The organism is Exiguobacterium acetylicum DSM 20416, assembly GCF_000702605.1.
Lineage (GTDB): Bacteria > Bacillota > Bacilli > Exiguobacteriales > Exiguobacteriaceae > Exiguobacterium_A > Exiguobacterium_A acetylicum.
The window spans coordinates 1,938,293-1,958,169 of the sequence record NZ_JNIR01000001.1 but is presented as its reverse complement, the minus strand read 5'-3'; the positions used below and the strand labels follow the sequence as shown (position 1 = coordinate 1,958,169).

Sequence of the window (19,877 nt, the reverse complement as noted above, 5' to 3'; positions counted from 1 at the left end):
GTCTTCTTGTTTTTTACATGTTTGCTTCAATACGTGGTAGCAGTTCGTTCCATTCTGCTTCTGGTTCTTTCGTAACCGTCACGAAGTCGCCGTAAGCGAACAGATTGTCGATGCCATCGAGGGCGATCAATGATGCGAGCAACGCATCTTCAGGTGTATCTTCTTTTTTGACACTCGTACTTTTAGCACCGAAGCGCTGTTCTTCGAGCGTGATTTTGACGGAATTCGGATTTGGTGTGTAATCGACTTGCATGAGGTAAGCTCCTTTCAACGTACATACGTATATGCCGTCTTTTCGTGATAGATGGATTGAATCCTTCTTCCTGATAGACGGAAGATCGATACGTTCAGTATATCAGAAAATTCGAAGAGAATATTTTTCTTCTAGTAGGAGAAATGGACCATCTTTATTTTAACGGTTCACTTGACCTTATAATGCATTTTACTCGCTATCTCAATATATCTCAAAAGGCGTCATGATGCCTTTTTCAAATTGTTTGACCTGAATTTCAAAGCAAGGGGTTATTTTTTTGAATTTCAGTGATAACCTATATCTTGTACATTAACAGGTTTAAAAACGGCTAAAACGTCTATATATAGAGTGATACTTGTAGAGTCCTTTCTATATGTAGGACGTCTTTTTTTAGTTTAGCGTATTTCATCGTGTAATGCGAACCTGTTTAACGATAGAGAATGGGAGTGGTTCATAGTGGCATCTCCACTGAATACAGCACGCATCTTTAAGGGTGCAATGACAATAGAAGACGTATATGTCGTGATCCGACAGGCGACGGAAACGTATCCGGAACTTGATATCGACCGCTATACTGAACGTGCCATCCGAGCGCTTGAAGGAAAATCCCTACAAGCCGATCAAGTCTATGAACTGTTAACGATGCACGCACTCGATATGTTGAAGGCAGAAGAGCCGAACTGGACATTCGTAGCGACAGCGACTTACTTAAATCGGTTATACCTTGAAGCAGGTGAAAATCGCGGATATGCAGCGGAAGAACGATATGGTTCACTGTATACGCTGATTGAAAAACTGACAGAAATCGGCATCTTCACGAAACATTTACTAGATGCGTATTCGAAGGAAGACATCAACGAACTGTCGGCAACGATTGATCCATCCCGCGATCACTTGTTCACATACATTGGTCTTCGAACTCTGGCAGACCGGTACCTCGCACGCGATCACGTCAAAAACTTGTACGAGCTACCACAAGAACGGTTCATGGTCATCGCGATGACACTGATGCAGAACGAACCGAAGGAACGTCGTTTAGAACTCGTCAAAGAATCTTACTGGGCATTGTCGAACCTCTACATGACAGTTGCGACTCCGACGCTTTCGAACGCTGGTAAGTCTTACGGTCAACTTTCTTCATGTTTCATCGATACAGTCGATGATTCGCTACGTGGTATCTACGACTCGAACACGGACGTGGCGACACTTTCTAAAGGTGGCGGCGGAATCGGCGTCTACATGGGTAAGATTCGCTCGCGCGGATCAGATATCAAAGGCTTTAAAGGTGTCTCAAGCGGTGTCATTCCGTGGATGAAACAGTTGAACAACACGGCAGTCAGCGTCGATCAGCTCGGTATGCGTCAAGGATCAATCGCTGTGTATCTCGACATCTGGCATAAAGACATTCTCGAGTTCCTGGACGCGAAGCTCAACAATGGGGATGAGCGACTTCGGACACATGACTTATTCACAGGTGTTAACTTACCGGACCGTTTCATGCGTGCCGTCGAAGCACGAGAAGACTGGCATTTGTTTGACCCACATGAAATTCGGACGGTCATGGGCTTCAGCCTCGAAGATTACTTCGATGAGACGGAGCAAGGTGGCAGCTTCACGGAACGATACGAAGCGTGTGTCAACGAACCACGCCTCAGCAAAAAAACAGTCCCGGCGATCGATCTCGTCAAACGCTACATGCGTTCGCAACTTGAGACAGGAACGCCATACATGTTCTTCCGTGACGCGGTTAACCGTGCGAACCCGAATAAACATGCAGGGATGATCTACTCGTCAAACCTTTGCTCAGAAATCATGCAGAACATGAGCCCGACGACCGTGACAGAAGAATACACGGAAGATGGTAAAATCATCGTCACGAAGACACCAGGGGACTTCGTCGTCTGTAACTTGTCATCGATCGCACTTGCACGTGCAGTTCGTTCTGACGTCCTAGAGCGATTAATTCCGATTCAAATGCGGATGCTTGATAACGTCATCGACTTGAATACGATCGATGTTCCGCAAGCACAATTGACGAATCAAAAATACCGTGCCGTTGGTCTTGGCACGTTCGGTTGGCACCATCTGCTCGCACTCGAGGGCATCCGTTGGGAATCGGTCGAAGCGGTACAATACGCAGACCGTCTCTACGAGAAGATCGCTTACTTGACGATCGATGCGTCGATGCAACTTGCGAAAGAGAAGGGCGCGTACCGTCTCTTCGAAGGTTCAGAATGGCAAACAGGAGAGTACATCAAACGTCGCCACTACAAAACGACGGATGAACTTGATTGGGATCGTCTCCAAGCCGACATCACGGCGTACGGAATGCATAACGCATACTTGATGGCGGTCGCACCGAACTCATCGACGGCGATCATTGCGGGTAGTACGGCATCGATTGATCCAATCTACAAAAAAGTCTACTCGGAAGAGAAGAAAAACTATAAGATCCCAGTCACTGTTCCGGATTTAACACCGGAAACGAATTGGTTCTATAAATCAGCGTTTGAGATTGATCAGTTATGGAGCGTTCGTCAAAATGCTTCACGTCAGCGTCACATCGACCAAGCGATCAGTTTCAATCTGTATGTGAAAAACAACGTCAAGGCGAAAGAGTTACTCGAGATGCACATGGAAGCGTGGCAACTCGGGATGAAGACGATCTACTACACGCGTTCGACAACGGTTGAGATCGACGAATGTGAATCGTGTTCATCATAAGATAAGGAGGACGATATCATGAAGGCAGCAATCGTATATGCGTCATTGAGTGGAAACACAGAGGAGGTGGCAGAACTCGTCGCGAAGACGTGTTCTGAGATGGGAATCGAGCCGACGATGTTGTTTGCGGACGAAGTGACGACGTATCAGTTAATGCCTTATGATATCGTCTATTTTGGTTCGTATACGTGGGGAGATGGGCAACTGCCCGACGATATGCGCGACTGTCTTAGAACCGTTCTGAAGGAGAGTTCGCATGCGATTCCGCAGGCAGCTGTTTTTGGAACAGGGGACAAAATGTTCGTCAAATATTGTCGCGCCGTTGATGAGATGGCATATCATCTCTCAAAATTCGGGGTACCGCTTGCTGGAGAACTGTTGAAAATCGAACAGTCACCACGCAATCGCCCGCATCTCGTCAAGGAATGGACGAAACGGACCATTCTTCAATTACAGCAAGAAGGAGTCGAAGCACATGGAACAGCTACAAAAAATCAAACTGCTTGATGCACGTCATCCGAATCGCGCGACAGCGATCATCGGTGGCGAAACGAGTGCCATCGTCAACTGGAACGACATTGCGTATCCACAGTTTTATTCGATCTACAAACAATTATTATCGAACTTCTGGATTCCAGATGAGATCTCAATGTCGAAGGACATGCAACAGTGGAATCAACTGAGCGAACGAGAACAGGATGCCTTTAAACGAATCATCGGGCTACTCTCGATCCTTGACTCGGTTCAGACACGTTATATCTTGGAATCGGCAATGTTCACATCAGATTCGTCTGTTCATGCGATTCTCGCTATCATCGCGCAACAGGAAGTCGTTCATAATCAGTCGTACAGCTACGTCTTATCCAGCTTAGTTCCATTGGCTGAACAAAACCGGATTTTCGATATCGCGAAAGACGATGACATGGTCATGAAGCGTAATGCATTCATTCTTGATTTATACGAAGATTTCCAAAATGAACGGACTCCAGAAAACTTCGCGAAATCGCTTGTTGCTTCGATCGTTCTTGAAGGAATCAACTTCTATTCAGGCTTTGCCTTCTTCTATAACTTAGCGCGTCACCAAAAGATGGTCGGAACATCGACGATGATCAGCTACATTCAACGGGATGAATTACAACACTCGTACTTCATCAGCCAATTGTTACGTGCTGTCTTGTCAGAGCATCCGGAAATTGATGCCGATGGCTCATTCACACAATTCGTCTATGATACGTTCAAGCGTGCCGTTGATCTTGAAATCGAGTGGAGCGAATATGTCTTGCGTGATTTAGATGGACTTGACGTCAGCGAAATGCGTGACTACGTTAAATATCTCGCGAACAAACGCCTTCGCGTCATCGGATTATCGGATCTTTATGAAGGGCACGACGAAGACGTCATGCCATGGATTCGTGCGTATTCAGATGATTCGATGAACGCGACGAAATCAGACTTCTTCGAACAAAAATCACGTTCGTATGCGAAAGTAACGGATGCGAATGGATTCGACGATCTGTAAGTAATCAATTGATGATTGCTTCTACTCTATATTTCCTTTACGCTAGGACAGGTGAGGTTCTGCTCGACTCCTGCGGAAAAACAAGTCGTCATGACCCTGGAAGATGTGACGCATCTGAAGCGGCATGAGGGCTTGTCCGCGGAAAGCGAGCAGACCGAGACTGTCCGTTTTTATTAGAGCGTTTTGAAAGTCGTTCACATCACTTTTCGGTATCTGTTTTTTAGGTCAATTGAGTAAAAGAACAAAAAAAGGGCCGAACTCGGAAAGTTCGGCAGAATCAGGGGGAATACTTGAAGTCTTGCTACTAAAATATTCCCTTGTGAAATAAAAAATAAACAAATTCCAAAAATATTTTTTATGATACAAGAAAAGTGTGTTATTATAAGTTGATGAATTTAGTTAGGGAGTGTATACATTATGGCAAACTTTGAAAAAGACCAAGTCGTTACTGGTAAAGTAACTGGTATTCAAAACTTCGGTGCTTTCGTAGCACTTGACGAGCAAACACAAGGTCTCGTCCACATCTCAGAAATCTCACACGATTACGTAAAAGACATCAACGATTACGTAAAAGTTGGCGATGAAGTAACTGTTAAAGTTCTCGACATCGACGAAGCTAACAAAAAAATGAAGCTTTCGATCAAAGCAACTCAGGAAGCTCCAAAACGTGAAGCACGCGCGAAAGGTCCACGCAAAAACGCTGGACGTCGCGATGCAGGTCCTGCTTTCAAACAAGAAGAAGCACCTGGATTCAACGTTCTTAAAGGTAAATTGGAAGAATGGATTGAAAAATCAAACTTCCAAAAATAAGCCACATGAGAGAATCGACATCGGTCGGTTCTCTTTTTTTATGCGGTTTTTACATAGAATAAGCATTAAATTAGATGCGAAAGGGGAATGTGTGGATAATGTAAGGTGTTCATTACTTATTGAGGAGGCAACACAGATGGAAAACTTTGAATATCGCAATCCAACAAGACTTATTTTTGGTGACGGTCAAGTCAGCCAACTGAAACCACAACTCGAAGCACTCGGTGCAAAGAAAGTCATGCTCGTCTTTGGTGGCGGTAGTATCAAACGTAACGGCGTTTATGATGATGTTACACGTGAACTCAACGCGGCAGGAATCGAGTACGTCGAATGCGACGGTGTCGAACCGAACCCGCGTATCGAGACAGCAGAGCGCGGTATCAAAATCGCACGGGAAGCAGGCGTTGACGCATTGCTTGCACTCGGTGGCGGTTCTGTCATCGACTGCACGAAATTGATTGCTGCTGGTATTCCTTATGAAGGCGAAGCGTGGGATCTCGTCATCGGTAAAGCAACACCAGAAACAGTCATCCCATTCGGAACAGTCTTGACGCTTGCAGCAACAGGTTCTGAGATGAACTCAGGATCGGTCATCACGAACTGGAAGACACAAGAGAAATACGGTTGGGGCAGCCCGCTTACGTTCCCGACTTTCTCAATTCTTGATCCGAAGTACACAGTCAGTGTGCCAAAAGATCAAACGATCTACGGTATCGTCGATATGATGAGCCACTGCCTCGAGCAATACTTCCACCCTGCGCATGCACCGGTCCAAGAACGGATGACAGAAGGTGTCATGAAAGCAGTCGTCGAAGCAGCACCAAAACTCGTCAACGATCTCGAGAACGTTGAACTTCGTGGCACGATTCTCTTCGCTGGTACGATGGCACTTAACGGTGTTCTTCAAATGGGAGCACGCGGCGACTGGGCATCACACAACATCGAGCACGCTGTCTCAGCTGTTCACGATATCCCGCACGCAGGTGGACTCGCAATCCTCTTCCCGAACTGGATGCGCCACGTGCTTGACGAATCAAATGCACATCGCTTCGTGACACTCGGTGAGAACGTCTTTAACGTTGATACGGAAGGTAAATCAGAGATGGAAGCAGCACACGCGACAATTGACGCGATCAGCGCTTTCTGGACATCACTCGGTGCGCCAAACCGTCTTGCTGATTACGACATCAAAGAAGATACAGTTGATTCAATCGTCAAGTCAGCGATGACACGCGGCGACTTCGGAAACTTCAAATCACTTGGAAACGAAGATGTTCGTCAAATCGTGACAGCTGCCCTATAACAATCTGTAACATTTGCTACTCATTTCACAAAAGACTTGAACGACCTTCCTTCTTGCGTTTTAATGAAAAGGAAGGTCGCATTTCGTTGCGAATGAATAAGGAGGACGATGGCATGTCAACAGTACGTTTTGATTATTCGAAGGCCCTACAATTTGTAGGTCAACATGAAGTAGATCATATGGCGGAGACGGTAAAGACGCTTCACCATGCGATTCATGAAGGAACAGGCGCAGGAAGTGATTTCTTAGGATGGGTAGATCTTCCGACGAACTACGATCAAGCGGAGTTTGCACGCATCCAAGCGTCTGCAGAAAAAATCAAGTCGGATTCTGATGTGTTGTTAGTCGTCGGAATCGGCGGTTCGTATCTCGGTGCGCGTGCTGCAATTGAGATGCTCGGACACTCATTCCATAACTTGTTATCAAAAGAAGATCGCAAAGCACCACAAATCATCTATGCAGGTCATAATATCTCATCGACGTATCTGCACGATTTATTCGAAGTCCTCGAAGGAAAAGATGTATCGGTCAACATCATCTCAAAATCGGGTACAACGACAGAACCAGCAATTTCGTTCCGTCTCTTGAAATCGTTCATGGAAGAAAAATACGGTAAAGCAGAAGCGAAACACCGGATTTATGCAACGACGGATAAAGCACGCGGTGCATTAAAAACACTCGCAGACTCTGAAGGATACGAAACTTTCGTCATTCCGGATGATGTCGGCGGCCGTTTCTCTGTTTTGACACCGGTTGGTCTATTACCAATCGCAGCAGCTGGTATTTCAATCGAAGAGTTGATGCAAGGTGCCCGTGACGCGCAAGAGTGCTATGCGAGCGAAAACCTAGCTGACAACGAAGCGTATCAATACGCGGTCGTCCGAAATGCGCTTTATGCGAAAGGGAAGACGATCGAGCTTCTCGTCAACTACGAACCAGCACTTCATTATGTATCGGAGTGGTGGAAACAATTGTACGGCGAGTCAGAAGGAAAAGACTTCAAAGGGATCTTCCCAGCAGCAGTCGACTTCTCGACGGATCTCCACTCGATGGGACAATATGTCCAAGAAGGTCGTCGTGACCTGTTCGAGACAGTCATCAAAGTCGGTCAAGCGCGTCATGCGTTGACGGTTGAAGAAGATGCTCAGGATCTCGATGGATTGAACTTCCTTGCAGGCAAGTCGATTCAATTCGTCAACGATAAGGCGGCAGAAGGTACGTTGCTTGCGCACACGGATGGACAAGTACCGAACTTGACGGTCGAACTTCCAGAGATGACACCGTATCACCTCGGATTCCTGTTCTACTTCTTCGAAAAAGCTTGTGCGATGAGTGGTTACCTCCTCGGAGTGAACCCATTTGATCAGCCAGGCGTCGAAGCGTACAAGAAAAACATGTTCGCGCTTCTTGGGAAACCAGGATTCGAAGCAGAAAAAGCAGAACTCGAAGCACGTTTGAACTAATGTGAAACGACAGTCGATCGTTCCCTTGTGGAACATCGGCTGTTTTTTTGCGTTTACCGGATGATAGTAGGAGATCATTTTCCAGATTTACAGGTAATCCTAGCGTTTTCACTTTTAGAATACCCGTGAAACAGGTAAAGTGAAGTTAGAAGAAGAAATGAGGTGCACGTACGTGATTACATTCTTGGATTATTATCAAAATCAAGTGGAATTAAGTTTTGATGACCATCCGTTCTCGGATCGTCCCTTGCACGTGTGGGTCATTGCCGTGTACGAAGGAAAATGGTTGCTGACCCATCATAAGCAGCGTGGGTATGAATTTCCTGGGGGAAAGGTTGAACCAGGTGAGACAGCAGAAGAAGCCGCCCGTCGTGAAGTGATGGAAGAGACGGGTGGGAAAATCGATTCCCTAAAATATGTTGGACAATATCGTGTTGCCGGAAAAGGTGATACGATCATCAAAAACATCTATTTCGCGCAAATCGGATCATTGTCGTCTCATCTTGCCGTGGATGAAACAGATGGTGCTTTTCTATTCGAGGAACTCCCTGATCGTCTCGATACGAATCGACAATACAGCTTCATGATGAAGGACCGTGTCCTTCCGGAGACGCTCCGTGTACTTAGCGAACGCCGATTGGTTTGAACTTCCGCGTCAAGGTCCGTTTCGTACGTTTCGGATGTTCTATACCACAGGGGATGGGGAACGGGTCGGTGCCTATATCGTACTCCCGCAAGTCGCAAATGGTCAGGGAATTCTCTATTTGCGTGGTGGAACGCGTTCGATCGGAATGGTCCGACCGACACGACTGCTCGCGTTCGCACAGGCCGGCTTTTTTGTCATGGCACCTTTCTATCGGGGGAATTTAGGCGGTACGGGCAAAGAAGACTTCGGTCATCACGACATCGAAGACGCCTGCAGTGCCTTTGACTGGTTGCAGCAACGTGTCTCGCATGTTCACGCATTCGGATTTTCACGTGGTGGGCAGATGGCATTGCTCCTTGCGCATCATCGTCCAGTTGCCCGAACGGTGTCGTGGGCAGGGGTGACCGAGTTGAAATGGACCTATGAAGAGCAGAAGACGATGCAAAAGATGCTTCGTCGCTACACGGGAGGTACACCCGACACGGTTCCTGATGCATACGCGGTTCGCTCTCCGCTTCATGTCGCACCTCAAGGTGAAGTGTTATTGATTCACGGTGCGTATGATGAAAACGTTCGTTTACGCCACGCGACGGCTTATGCTGCGCGTCATTCCGAAAAGACGATGCTTCAGACTTACGCCTACGCGCATCAATTTCCGATTCACGAAAAGTTACGTGTGACGTGGAATGTATTGAATTGGTTTGAGACTGGTATCTATAATCGATGATGTAACCGGTACGACGAATGTCGTATCGGTTTTTTGTCATCTAAAGAATTGAACTTACATACATAATGGGAAAAAAAGAATATTGATTCGTTGTAAAAAACAATAAACTTCCTAAAAAATAAATTTTGATATAATTAAAACCATATGAGTAATGTAGAGGGGGATGGAGGACGATGGATATCTTATTAGCACGTCAACCCATCGTTGACCGAATCGGAGCAGTTGATGCATTTGAGTTGCTGTATCGTTCCGTCAAACAAATGAATGTATTCGACGGTGACCTAGCGACAATGGATGTATTAACGAATACACTTGTTCATATGGGTGTGGAGCACGTTGCTGAAGGTAAAAAACTTTTCGTCAACTTTACGGCGGATCTCTTAAAAAGTGATCTGATTCACTATTTAGATCCAAGTCGGTTCGTTATCGAAATTTTAGAAACTGTCGACATCGATACAGAGATGTTATCTGTGTTGCACAGTTGGAAAGAAGCAGGTTTTACGCTAGCACTCGATGATTTTGTAACGGATTTACTTCGTCAACATGGAACAGAATTATTCGCACTAATTGATTTAATTAAAATCGACATCGAAGCGATTCCCACTCGTGAGCAAAGTGCGATCTTGCATATTGTCCGGCGTAATTATCCCCATATTAAGATGCTTGCCGAACGAGTGGAGACACACGAGGATCATACACGTTGTCTTGACATGGGATATGACTGGTTTCAAGGCTATTTTTACGCTAAGCCAATGTTGATGAAGGGAAAAGCTGTCCCTCCTCAATTGCCGGTATTGCTGAAGATGCTAAAATGGCTCGATACGGACGAAAAATACGATGAAGTCATTGATGAGATTGAAGCAAATCCGTATATCAGCATTCAAGTACTGCAACTGATCAATTCTCCGGGCATGGGATTACGAAATACGGTCAGCTCTGTTCGTCAAGCCATCTCATTGCTAGGCTTCTCGCAACTCAAAAGCTGGATTTCGTTAATTGTCTTACGCGAGATGAAGCTTGCTAGTCCTTACGAATGGTCAAATGAGTTACTCCGGTCTTCCTTACATTGTGCAAAACTTTGCGAGTTGTTTGCGAAAGAGACGCGTACGTTAAAGCCGGAGAGTGCTTATATGATCGGTCTGTTATCACATATTGATGCGTTATTGTCTGTGGATATCGACGACATCATCGACCAACTGCCAATTGAAGATTCTCTAAAGGTCGTTCTACAAGGAAAAGATCATCCGTTTCGGGATTGTTTAGTGCTTGCAATCAGTGCAGATCGCGGTGATTTTGATCAGTTCGAACTGCTCAGTCAACGTTTAGGTGTCTCGCTTACTCGTTCCTATGCGCTACTAGCAGAAAGTCAGGAGTGGCTCAAGCAAAAAGAAACACATCTTCAAGAAAAAACGGATTCTGTTTTAGACTAAAAGTGAAGTGCATGTTTTTCTTGATTGAGAAAAACGTGCACTTCTTTTTTTGTTAATCATGAATTGATTTTTTAAGAGATTTACCGATTTCTAAGCATAAAAAAAGAGCCCGAAGGCTCTTTTTCATAGGCGTGGACCAGCTGACTTGATTGCATCTGTCGCACTTTCGAAGCGAAGGAAATTGTGTTGGAATTTCTCAGCAAGCGAACGCGCTTGTGTGTCGTATTCGTCCGGATTCGACCAGACGCGTACCGGATTGAGTAACTCGCTTGGAACACCTGGAACTTCAAGTGGCATATGAAGTCCGAAAATCGGATGTTCTTCTGTTGGAATCGTTGCAAGTGTACCGTTGACGGCAGCATTGACCATCGTCCGGGTGTAGGATAGCTTCATGCGGCTACCCGTACCGTAAGCACCACCCGTCCAGCCGGTGTTGACGAGATAAACGGTGACACCATGACGATCAATCAATTCGCCGAGCATCGTCGCATACTTTTCAGGCATGAGTGGAAGGAATGGTGAACCGAAGCACGTTGAGAACGTTGCTTCCGGCTCCGTTACACCACGCTCTGTTCCAGCGAGTTTTGATGTATAACCTGATAGGAAGTGATACATCGCTTGTTCTTTCGTCAACTTGCTGATCGGAGGCAAGACACCGTACGCATCAGCCGTCAAGAAGACGATCGTCTTCGGGTGACCAGCGCGTGATGGAACAGCGATGTTATCAATTGCTGTAATCGGATAAGCAGCACGCGTATTTTCCGTCAACGATGTGTCATCGTAATCAGGGTGACGTGTTTCATCAAGAACGACGTTTTCAAGAACCGTTCCGAAGCGGATTGCGTCAAAAATCTGTGGTTCTTTTTCACGTGACAGGTTAACCGTCTTCGCATAACATCCTCCTTCGATGTTGAAGACACCATCGTGTGACCAACCATGTTCGTCGTCACCAATCAATTGGCGGCTATCATCAGCGGAAAGGGTGGTCTTACCAGTCCCAGATAGACCGAAGAACAAGGCAACGTCACCTTCGTGTCCGACGTTTGCCGAACAGTGCATTGAAAGAACGTTTTCTTGTGGCAAGAGGTAGTTCATGACGGAAAAGATTGATTTTTTGATTTCGCCCGCATACTCCGTTCCACCAATCAAGACGATTCGGTGTTCGAACGACATGGCGATGAACGTCTCAGAGTTCGTTCCGTCAACGGCAGGATCTGCCTTGAAATGTGGTGCGTAGACGACCGTGAACGGTTCAAAGGCAGCCACTTCAGGATATTCGCGTAAAAAGAGTTGTTTGGCAAAGAGATTATGCCAAGCGTATTGTGTGAGCACACGGACCGGAAGGGTGAAGTGCGTATCTGCACCTGCTGCAGCTTCTGTGTAGTAGAGATGATCGGCTTCGTTCATGTAACGAAGAACCTTCTGCAACAATTGTTCAAATTTGTCTCCATCCATTGGTTGGTTAACGTGACCCCAATCAATGTGAGACTCGCAGGAAGAATCACGGACGATGAACTTATCTTTTGGTGAACGACCTGTAAATTTCCCCGTTTCTACAGATAATGCGCCGTTCTCAGCAAGGACACCTTCTTCGTTTCGAATCGCATGTTCGACAAGTTCAGCAACAGATAGTTGTTTGAACACATGCTCTTTCTTGAGTAGTTCTTCGATATTCAGGACCGTCATCGGCATCCTGACCCCACCTTTCCCCTACGTTGGTTTTGGCTCATCGTATTTAGTATGACACATTCATTATATATGACATACTAAAGAGAGAGCAATCATTTTCTGGTGCTGATTTCTATTTATCTGGAAACGCTTTCAGCATTAACAGTTTAACATCTCTTTCAAAAAGTTTCGACTAGAATTTGAAACCTTGCTTGACAGAGTAGTTACAACTTTATATCATGTAATTCGTAACGGATACTCTTATTCTGAGCAGGTGGAGGGAACAAGGCCCGAAGAAACCCGGCAACCGTCCTACATTAATTCACATATTAATGAGGGAAAAGGTGCTCTCCTGAAGCGAAGTAAACACTTCGAACGATAAGAGGGTAAAGGAAGAACGCACAACCTTTCCCTGACCATTTTTTGGACTTGGAAAGGTTTTTTTCATTTTACCGTCCCACTCAACTAGGGGAAATGAGTACACCGTCAAATTCTTTTTTGGGAGGGTCATACATGACAAACCTTAATCGCCGACTTTTCACGTCGGAGTCAGTCACTGAAGGTCATCCAGATAAAATCTGTGACCAAATTTCGGATTCAATTCTTGATGCAATCCTCGCAGCGGATCCAAACGCACGTGTTGCGGCAGAAACTTCTGTCACGACAGGTCTTGTTCTCGTTGCAGGTGAGATCACGACATCCACTTACGTCGACATTCCAAAAGTCGTTCGTGAGACAATTCGTGAAATTGGTTACACACGCGCGAAATACGGTTTCGACGCGGACACGTGTGCTGTATTGACATCAATCGATGAGCAATCAGCAGACATCGCTCTTGGTGTCGACCAAGCGCTTGAAGCACGTGAAGGTAGCATGTCTGATGCAGAAATCGATGCTATCGGTGCAGGAGACCAAGGTCTCATGTTCGGTTACGCAACGAAAGAAACACCAGAACTCATGCCACTTCCAATCTCGCTTTCACACCGTCTCGCACGCCGTTTGGCAGAAGTGCGTAAAAACGGTCAACTCGACTACCTTCGTCCGGACGGAAAAACACAAGTCACGGTCGAATACAACGAGAACAACGAGCCGGTTCGTGTCGATACAATCGTCATCTCGACACAACACGCAGAAGAAGTCACGCTTGAGCAAATCCAAGCTGACTTGAAAGAACACGTCATCACACCGGTCATCCCGGCTGAATACATCGACGCAGCAACGAAATTCTTCATCAACCCAACTGGTCGTTTCGTTATCGGCGGACCACAAGGAGATGCTGGATTGACTGGTCGTAAGATCATCGTTGATACGTATGGTGGATACGCACGCCACGGCGGTGGAGCATTCTCAGGTAAAGATCCAACGAAAGTCGACCGTTCAGCTGCATACGCAGCACGTTACGTCGCGAAGAACCTCGTTGCTGCAGGTCTTGCAGACAAAGCAGAAGTTCAACTTGCGTACGCAATCGGTGTCGCGCACCCAGTATCAATCGCGGTTGATACATTCGGTACAGGAAAACTTCCTGAAGCGCAACTCGTCGAATTGGTTGCTGAAAACTTCGATCTTCGTCCGGCTGGAATCATCAACATGCTTGATCTCCGTCGTCCGATCTATCGTCAAACAGCTGCATACGGTCACTTCGGTCGTACAGATGTTGAGCTTCCATGGGAGCAAACAGATAAAGCAGCAGTTCTTGAAGAACAAGCAAAACGTTTCGCATAATCAAAAAGTCCGAGAACCCTACGCGGGTTTTCGGACTTTTTTTGTTTACGGGGAACTTTGCAGGAAACGAATGTTTTTTCTAGAAGAGGGTAAAAGTACATGAGTCGATTCGTATGAATACAAAGGGGGGTTCCGATTATGGAAATACGCGAAGCTATTCCAGCTGATGCAGGACGTATTCATGACATTGCCGTCACATCTTGGTTGGATACGTATGCAGAAATCTATTCCGAACGTTCGAAAGCGCATTTCGTGCAGGAGGCGTATCCGCAAGAAGAAGTCGTTCGTGCGATCCGGACGGCGGAAGAAGCACGGGGAGAGTATTTTTATGTCGGAATCATCGACGAGGAAATCGTCGGTTTCATTCATGCTGTTGATGTTGAGGGAACGTGGGAGATCGTTCGTCTGTACGTCTTACCGAAATATCAGCAAAATGGTATCGGGCGACGTCTGATCCGTGAACTCGAACGACAAGGAGCCGTCCCACTCGAAGTCTACGTGGAAGCACGTAACTATAAAGCACGTCAGTTCTTGACCTCATTTGGTTTTGAAGAACTGAGTGAGATGACGGAAGAAGTCTTTGGTCAAGCAGAATCAGTCATTCGTCTTCGCCATGTCGCCTCGTGAAATCCGTCTTGGGACGGTTTCGATTGCGCTTGAAATAAGGTATCGTGAAAAGGAAGTATGAAGTGAAGAGGTGAGTTTGTGGTTGAACAACCAACAGGAATCATCGTATTAGTCTATCCGTTACAACTGCGTGCCCGTCCGAGTGAAGCTTTGATTCGGGTACTCGAACGAGAGTATGAAGTGTTACTCGTCGACGCACCACGTCGCATCTCGTTTGAAGAACATGGTCAACTGTTAAAAGAAGCATTACGTGAAGCCGGAAAACGTAAGTTACCGATTCATATCGTCGCCTGTAGCATGGGCGCACTTGTCGTCAATCGTCTGTTGCAAGAATATGAATTACCTGTCGCCAGTCTGTCGTTCATTTCACCGTTATTTGATTGGCACCCTTCGAAACAACTCGGAGGCGTCAAACAAGTCTTCGCAAGTGCGTTCGATCGTTTCCGACCTGATGTGCCACTCGGTACGTTACCATTTGGTCAAAGTACGGAAGATACTGTTCGTATCGGTGAACCGACCTATGCACAGTACCGGGAAATCGAAGAAGAGATCGTCGTACATGACGAGGAACGAAAAAAACTGCCGCGTGTGAACTTGGCTTGTTTTTATGCACCGGACGATCAATTCGCAGACGTCAAGTTGACGCTTGAAGTATGCCGGAAAATGGGGGGCGATCAGATTTACTTACAACGTCTACACGGATTTCCGCATTTTAGTTTCGAACGGTTGAACACACGGTTTGCAGAAAAATTAATGTTGTTCTTTAAGCTTGTTGAAGAATGAAATAACAAAAGTGATGCCTCTAAAAAAAGGCATCACTTTTTTGTGTCCAATCATCCGCGTACTTTTTTCTCGATTGCGATGATGAACGGTGGATGATTTTGTTGATTCAAGAAACGGTACTGAAGAACGGCGTAATCTTGCTGATCAAGGGCTGTCACGTAATCGAGGACGGCGTCGCGCTCTCGTTTTCCTTCCAGGTGACCGTGATAGACGACGAGGACGACAAGACCGCCGGGAGCGAGGACCGGGAGGAGGGCATCGAGTGCTTCGAGCGTCTCTTCACCTGTCGTTGTGATCGATTTGTCGCTTCCAGGCAGATATCCGAGATTGAAGACACCGGCACGAACGGGACGTTGTTCGTCCGAAAGACGGGCACCGACATGGATGTGGCTTTCATGATAAAGGTCGACGCGTGCTAACATTCCGGCTTCGTCGAGACGTCGCGTCGATTCCTCGATGGCTTGTGCCTGGACATCGAACGCAAGGACTCGACCTTCTGGACCGACGCATTCTGCTAAAAACTGCGTATCATGTCCATTTCCGGCAGTCATGTCGACGACGCAGTCTCCGGGCTCGATAACGGACTCGAGTAATTGTTTCGTATAAGGTAGTACACGGGCAAGTGACATGGCATAGACTCCTGTTCCTATAGTCTGTTTTTCTAGTAATGGTTCAGTATGTGCAAGATTCTTTCTGCATTATATCATTTTTTGATTCGTTGACGAAAAGCGAAGTGGCTTGACAGACAAGGGACGGATTGCGTAAAGTGGCAAGGTTGAGAATGAAATAGGAGGACCACAGGTATGCCAAAATTACCAAAAGCGGTCTGGATCCTTGTCCTTGCGATGGCCATCAATACGACGGGATCCTCTTTTTTTATGGCCGTTTAATACATTATATATACATGAATATTTAGGAGAGTCGATGACGAAAGCAGGGATGGCGTTGTTCGTCAACTCGGCCTTAGCAATCGTCGGAAACTACTTAGGTGGAAAAGCGTTTGACCGTCTCGGCGGCAAGAAGACGCTCGTCATCAGTGTCATCGGACTTGTCCTGTCTTCCGTCGGCTTGTTGCTGTTTCATCAGACATACCTCGGATACGTCGCGATGCTTGGATTGATTGGATTCGTCGGTGGGATGGTTTTTCCGACGATCTACGCGATGACGGGTGTCATTTGGCCTGAAGGCGGGCGTCGTGCCTTTAATGCGATCTATGTCGCACAAAACGTTGGTGTAGCGCTCGGGACAGCTGTCAGTGGTCAAATCGCTGCCTTTTCGATTCAGTACATCTTCATCGCCAATCTCGTCCTCTATATCGCCTTTGCCATCATTTTGTTCGTCGGGTTGTCCTGGATTCAGGCACCAGCGCGGATGCATGCGGCCCATGAAGAGACCGAAACGACACGCACGCCCCTTGCACGCGGTGCGGCACGGACGATGTTGCTCGTCTCGATTGGTTATGCCTTACTTTGGTTCGTTTATGTGCAATGGCAGGGAACGTTTGCTGTACACACGAAATCGCTCGGTGTCACGATTTCCGAATACTCGATTCTTTGGACGATCAACGGAGCACTCATCGTGTTCGCGCAACCTTTACTAACACCAATTCTTCGTTGGTTTGGAGATGACTTAAAGCGACAACTGATGACAGGTACAGGAATCTTCCTCTTGTCTTATCTGATCGTTCCGTTCGCAGGTGGCTTCAAGATGTTCCTCGTCGCGATGATCATCCTGACGGTCGGTGAGATGTTCATCTGGCCAGCGGTTCCTGCTATGGCGGCGAGACTCGCGCCAATCGGGAAAGAAGGAGAATTCCAAGGGTATGTCAATATCGCTGCTTCAGCAGGGCGGATGATCAGTCCGACCGTTGGAGGGTTGATCTACGACTTATCTGGTATGTCAGCGGTCTTCTTGACATTGATTGGATTGATCCTGTTAGCGGGCGTCGTCTTCCTTCGTGCCATTCCTAAAATCACATCATGAGCATCATCTGTAAGACAGCGGACACTTTGATTCGCTGACTTTTGTTACGTCGTTCGTTCTAAAAACATAAAATAAATATTTAATAATATGGAATATTTCGGCAAAGAAACGGGTACTTTCTAAGCAAGAACTTGAAAAGAAAGGTCATATGAACGTTGCTTCTTTTTTGACTGGAGGTGCACGAATGGAAAGGTGTCAATTCATCACAGATGCCGCAACTTGGACGACACACGTACAGCAACAGCCTCTTGATATCTTCTACAGTCACCAATACGTCACGCTCAATGCTAGACCGTCTGAGCAAGCGGTGCTATTCCGTTATGAAGGTGATGCAGGAACACTATTTTATCCCTTTTTAAAGCGCCGGATTTTTGATACACCTTATTCAGATCTCATCACGCCGTATGGCTACGGTGGACCGGAAATCATTGGTCAACTGACTGCGACTGAAATGCAGCATGCACGCTTATTGTTCGAAAGGTGGGCAGAGCGAGAAGCGATCGTCTCGGAAATGATTCGCTTTAATCCATTGACGGGGAATGAACGCTTCATGCGGGATTGGACGAAAGTCTCTTTCATCCGTCATACGACGAGTATCGATTTACGCCCTTCAATAGAGGACATCCTGCAAACATTTCATAAGAAGACGAGAAGTATGATTCGCAAATCGCTTGCCTCTCCTTTAACTGTTAGAACAGGAACACGAGACGACCTATCTGTTTTTGTAGCGTTGTATCATGAAACGATGGACCGGAAGAATGCTTCGGCTCATTACTATTTTACAGCGAATTATTTTGAGCAATTATTTGAAGCAAATCGCCTCTGTGAGCCATTGTTACTGATTGCGGAAATCGACGGAGAACCTGTTGGTGGATACTTCGTATTGCTCGGAAAAGAATATGCCCACGGTCATTTGATTGGTTGTAAGCGGGATGAAGCGAAGGTGTTTCCGAACCAGCGACTCGAGTACGAAGCGATTCTTCAGGCGAAAGCACACGGTCTCGTCGAACAACATCTCGGGGGTGGATATCAAGAACGGGATAGTCTCTTTGAGAGTAAATGCCGCTATACTGGATATCGACTATTTGAGTATCATCAAGGAAAATCGATTCTTCAACCAGCCATATACGATCAGTTATGTATACGATACGGGTCAGATGCCGATTCGGATTATTTTCCGGCTTACCGACAAACCAGTGTCCAAATGGCGACAAGTTAAACAGTAAGTAAATGAAGAAGGTGAAACGACTACATTGTGTAGTCGTTTTTTTGATATGCTGAAATCATGATAGATCAATAAAGGGGGATGTGTCTTGAAAAAACGAGGTCTTATTTTTGATATGGATGGGGTCATCTTAGATAGTGAAATTCGCTACTTTGAGGTCCATCAGCAGATGTTTAAAACGTTATCGATTCCGCTCGATCCGGTTCAGTATGCGACGTTCATGGGAAAAACAGGAGATGAGATGTGGGAAGAACTTGTCGCGCAACACGACCTTCCAGAAACAGCGAGTGCGTTACTTGAGGAAGAACATCGCTTGTTTCAAATTCATGCAAAACCAGAAGAATGTGGTTTAAAAGAGGGAGTCAAACAAGTCATCGAACAAGCGGCGTCTCTTGGTTATGATATCGGGATCGCCTCTTCAAGTTCGCTTCAAAAAATCGAACGCGTCATCCGTCATTATGAGCTTCCAATTACGCATTACGTTAGTGGGGAAGAAGTCGTACGTTCGAAGCCTGATCCTGCGATTTTTCGACTTGCGGCATCACGAATCGGACACGCACCTGAAGATTGTCTCGTCATCGAAGACGCTGCGAACGGGATGATCGGCGCAAAAGCAGCAGGCATGGAAGTGATTGCGCTTCTCGATGACCGGATGCCGACGCAACGTCTAGAACAAGCGGATCATGTGGCGCGATCGCATGCAGAAATCGAGGAAATTTTACGGAAGCGTTGACGCTTGAGGAAGAAACAGATTACACTAGGAAAAGATAGTCAAATGCATGGAACTGAAGTAGTAGGGGAAAGGTGCCGTTAAGAGAGCTGGTGGAAGGTGCGAACCAGTCGGTAACAACCGTGAACTCGTCAGGGAGCACGATTCGTGAAGTCGTAGTAGCGAATCCGGTCTTTCACACCGTTATCCGTGAATCAAGCGGTCTGTCATAGACAGACAACGTGGGTGGTACCGCGGAAGCCAAACCGGTCTTTCGTCCCTATT

Annotated in this window: 18 protein-coding genes, 1 riboswitch and 1 other annotated feature; of the genes, 15 read left to right on the top strand and 3 right to left on the bottom strand. The window is 46.4% G+C overall.

Annotated elements, in window-relative coordinates:
* Nucleotides 1-13: 13 nt before the first annotated feature.
* Entirely contained in the window at nt 14-253 is a 240-nt protein-coding gene (locus P401_RS0110450) for a NifU N-terminal domain-containing protein (protein WP_023469118.1), read from the bottom strand.
* Nucleotides 254-709: 456 nt separating this feature from the next.
* Between P401_RS0110450 and P401_RS0110445 the strand changes: the two genes are divergently transcribed.
* The 9 genes from P401_RS0110445 (at nt 710) to P401_RS0110405 (ending at nt 10,875) form a co-directional block, all read left to right on the top strand.
* Nucleotides 710-2,977: a ribonucleoside-diphosphate reductase subunit alpha gene (locus P401_RS0110445; protein ID WP_029342397.1), complete on the top strand. Its 2,268-nt coding sequence runs from the start codon at nt 710-712 to the stop codon at nt 2,975-2,977.
* Nucleotides 2,978-2,995: 18 nt separating this feature from the next.
* Nucleotides 2,996-3,484, top strand: coding sequence for a flavodoxin domain-containing protein (locus P401_RS0110440; protein ID WP_023469116.1), 489 nt, complete (start codon nt 2,996-2,998; stop codon nt 3,482-3,484).
* The gene (locus P401_RS0110435; protein WP_029342396.1) at nt 3,453-4,496 is read left to right on the top strand and encodes a ribonucleotide-diphosphate reductase subunit beta; all 1,044 of its coding nucleotides are present in this window, start codon (nt 3,453-3,455) and stop codon (nt 4,494-4,496) included. Before P401_RS0110440 ends, P401_RS0110435 begins: the two co-directional genes overlap by 32 nt.
* Before the next feature lie 417 nt (nt 4,497-4,913).
* Nucleotides 4,914-5,306: a S1 domain-containing post-transcriptional regulator GSP13 gene (gene yugI, locus P401_RS0110430; protein WP_012371159.1), complete on the top strand. Its 393-nt coding sequence runs from the start codon at nt 4,914-4,916 to the stop codon at nt 5,304-5,306.
* A 136-nt stretch (nt 5,307-5,442) separates the two neighbouring features.
* Complete coding sequence (locus P401_RS0110425; RefSeq protein WP_029342395.1) at nt 5,443-6,609, top strand: iron-containing alcohol dehydrogenase; 1,167 nt, start codon at nt 5,443-5,445, stop codon at nt 6,607-6,609.
* A gap of 113 nt (nt 6,610-6,722) precedes the next feature.
* Nucleotides 6,723-8,072: a glucose-6-phosphate isomerase gene (locus tag P401_RS0110420; RefSeq protein ID WP_029342394.1), complete on the top strand. Its 1,350-nt coding sequence runs from the start codon at nt 6,723-6,725 to the stop codon at nt 8,070-8,072.
* A 172-nt stretch (nt 8,073-8,244) separates the two neighbouring features.
* Nucleotides 8,245-8,718, top strand: coding sequence for an RNA deprotection pyrophosphohydrolase (gene ytkD / locus P401_RS0110415; RefSeq protein WP_034786081.1), 474 nt, complete (start codon nt 8,245-8,247; stop codon nt 8,716-8,718).
* Nucleotides 8,690-9,445 (top strand): alpha/beta hydrolase family protein, encoded by a 756-nt coding sequence (locus P401_RS0110410; protein WP_051656293.1) that lies wholly within the window; start codon nt 8,690-8,692, stop codon nt 9,443-9,445. Before ytkD ends, P401_RS0110410 begins: the two co-directional genes overlap by 29 nt.
* 173 nt (nt 9,446-9,618) lie before the next feature.
* Complete coding sequence (locus tag P401_RS0110405) at nt 9,619-10,875, top strand: EAL and HDOD domain-containing protein (RefSeq protein WP_029342391.1); 1,257 nt, start codon at nt 9,619-9,621, stop codon at nt 10,873-10,875.
* Nucleotides 10,876-10,998: 123 nt separating this feature from the next.
* Here P401_RS0110405 and pckA read toward each other — a convergent pair whose 3' ends face one another.
* Nucleotides 10,999-12,567, bottom strand: coding sequence for a phosphoenolpyruvate carboxykinase (ATP) (gene pckA / locus P401_RS0110400; protein ID WP_029342390.1), 1,569 nt, complete (start codon nt 12,565-12,567; stop codon nt 10,999-11,001).
* 234 nt (nt 12,568-12,801) lie between these two features.
* A riboswitch (SAM riboswitch) is annotated at nt 12,802-12,928 on the top strand.
* A 128-nt stretch (nt 12,929-13,056) separates the two neighbouring features.
* Between pckA and metK the strand changes: the two genes are divergently transcribed.
* The 3 genes from metK to P401_RS0110385 all read left to right on the top strand — a co-directional run bounded on the left by metK (nt 13,057) and on the right by P401_RS0110385 (nt 15,675).
* Nucleotides 13,057-14,265, top strand: coding sequence for a methionine adenosyltransferase (metK, locus tag P401_RS0110395; protein WP_023469108.1), 1,209 nt, complete (start codon nt 13,057-13,059; stop codon nt 14,263-14,265).
* 138 nt (nt 14,266-14,403) lie between these two features.
* A complete protein-coding gene (locus P401_RS0110390) occupies nt 14,404-14,892 on the top strand; it encodes a GNAT family N-acetyltransferase (RefSeq protein ID WP_029342389.1) in 489 nt (162 codons plus the stop codon).
* Nucleotides 14,893-14,970: 78 nt separating this feature from the next.
* On the top strand, nt 14,971-15,675 hold the full coding sequence (locus P401_RS0110385; protein WP_029342388.1) for an alpha/beta fold hydrolase: 705 nt from the start codon (nt 14,971-14,973) through the stop codon (nt 15,673-15,675).
* A 50-nt stretch (nt 15,676-15,725) separates the two neighbouring features.
* Here P401_RS0110385 and mnmM read toward each other — a convergent pair whose 3' ends face one another.
* Nucleotides 15,726-16,325 (bottom strand): tRNA 5-(aminomethyl)-2-thiouridylate-methyltransferase MnmM, encoded by a 600-nt coding sequence (mnmM, locus tag P401_RS0110380; protein WP_256375409.1) that lies wholly within the window; start codon nt 16,323-16,325, stop codon nt 15,726-15,728.
* A 274-nt stretch (nt 16,326-16,599) separates the two neighbouring features.
* Here mnmM and P401_RS17740 point away from each other — a divergent pair, with 274 nt between their 5' ends.
* From P401_RS17740 to P401_RS0110365, 3 genes are all read left to right on the top strand, one after another.
* Nucleotides 16,600-17,658: an MFS transporter gene (locus P401_RS17740; RefSeq protein ID WP_236627111.1), complete on the top strand. Its 1,059-nt coding sequence runs from the start codon at nt 16,600-16,602 to the stop codon at nt 17,656-17,658.
* A 184-nt stretch (nt 17,659-17,842) separates the two neighbouring features.
* The gene (locus tag P401_RS0110370; RefSeq protein ID WP_029342386.1) at nt 17,843-18,877 is read left to right on the top strand and encodes a peptidoglycan bridge formation glycyltransferase FemA/FemB family protein; all 1,035 of its coding nucleotides are present in this window, start codon (nt 17,843-17,845) and stop codon (nt 18,875-18,877) included.
* Between the two features lie 94 nt (nt 18,878-18,971).
* A complete protein-coding gene (locus P401_RS0110365; RefSeq protein ID WP_029342385.1) occupies nt 18,972-19,616 on the top strand; it encodes an HAD family hydrolase in 645 nt (214 codons plus the stop codon).
* Nucleotides 19,617-19,654: 38 nt separating this feature from the next.
* Nucleotides 19,655-19,877 (top strand) — a binding site (T-box leader).

Coding starts and splice junctions, on each gene's coding strand:
- P401_RS0110450 (WP_023469118.1), bottom strand. CDS start 253: ATGCAAGTCGATTACACACCAAATCCGAATTCCGTCAAAATCACGCTC.
- P401_RS0110440 (WP_023469116.1), top strand. CDS start 2,996: ATGAAGGCAGCAATCGTATATGCGTCATTGAGTGGAAACACAGAGGAG.
- P401_RS0110435 (WP_029342396.1), top strand. CDS start 3,453: ATGGAACAGCTACAAAAAATCAAACTGCTTGATGCACGTCATCCGAAT.
- yugI (WP_012371159.1), top strand. CDS start 4,914: ATGGCAAACTTTGAAAAAGACCAAGTCGTTACTGGTAAAGTAACTGGT.
- P401_RS0110425 (WP_029342395.1), top strand. CDS start 5,443: ATGGAAAACTTTGAATATCGCAATCCAACAAGACTTATTTTTGGTGAC.
- P401_RS0110420 (WP_029342394.1), top strand. CDS start 6,723: ATGTCAACAGTACGTTTTGATTATTCGAAGGCCCTACAATTTGTAGGT.
- P401_RS0110405 (WP_029342391.1), top strand. CDS start 9,619: ATGGATATCTTATTAGCACGTCAACCCATCGTTGACCGAATCGGAGCA.
- pckA (WP_029342390.1), bottom strand. CDS start 12,567: ATGCCGATGACGGTCCTGAATATCGAAGAACTACTCAAGAAAGAGCAT.
- metK (WP_023469108.1), top strand. CDS start 13,057: ATGACAAACCTTAATCGCCGACTTTTCACGTCGGAGTCAGTCACTGAA.
- P401_RS0110390 (WP_029342389.1), top strand. CDS start 14,404: ATGGAAATACGCGAAGCTATTCCAGCTGATGCAGGACGTATTCATGAC.
- P401_RS17740 (WP_236627111.1), top strand. CDS start 16,600: ATGACGAAAGCAGGGATGGCGTTGTTCGTCAACTCGGCCTTAGCAATC.
- P401_RS0110370 (WP_029342386.1), top strand. CDS start 17,843: ATGGAAAGGTGTCAATTCATCACAGATGCCGCAACTTGGACGACACAC.